Here is a 627-nt window from a genome sequence, read left to right on the forward strand (position 1 = left end):
TGTTTTATTCACTAGCTTGCTCCCATTGTTTAGAGAGGTAGCGAGAGTAGCTAGAGATGGCAAAGTTGACCACGAAATAAGCTAGAGCCACAATACCGTATAAGGTAAAGATTTGACTAGGCTCGTAGTAACCACCCATCAAAATCTGACTCTTACCAAACAATTCTTGTAAGGCGATAACAGAGTAAAGGAAAGAAGTATCCTTGATAACTGTTACAAATTGAGAGATGATAGATGGCAACATCTTACGAATAGCTTGTGGGAAGATGATGTAAATAAAGATTTGTTTGTTGTTAAACCCTTGAGACAATCCTGCTTCTGTTTGACCATGGTCGATAGAGTTCAGTCCCCCACGAATGATTTCCGCCAAGGCAGCTGAGGTGAAGACCGTAAATGAGGTAATCCCTGCTGCAGTTGACTTGAGTTGGAAGACTAAGAAGATGATGAAAATCCAAAGCAAGTTAGGAACGTTACGAACGAACTCAACGTAAATGGAAGCGATCCAACGAAGGATAGGATTCTTTCCGTTACGCATAACCGCGAGAATAGTTCCGAACAAGGTAGATAGCACGATGATGAAGAAAGACAAGTAAAGGGTCGTCCACATCCCTTGTGCCAAGAATTTAA

Annotated in this window: 1 protein-coding gene; it reads right to left on the minus strand. The window is 41.5% G+C overall.

The features are described 5' to 3' along the window. Positions 1-4: 4 nt before the first annotated feature. Positions 5-619, minus strand: a complete 615-nt coding sequence (locus tag AX662_RS06180) for an amino acid ABC transporter permease (protein ID WP_231728417.1) — start codon at positions 617-619, stop codon at positions 5-7. Between the last annotated feature and the right edge of the window lie 8 nt (positions 620-627).

It is taken from the genome of Streptococcus sp. CCH5-D3, from assembly GCF_001556435.1.
Lineage (GTDB): Bacteria > Bacillota > Bacilli > Lactobacillales > Streptococcaceae > Streptococcus.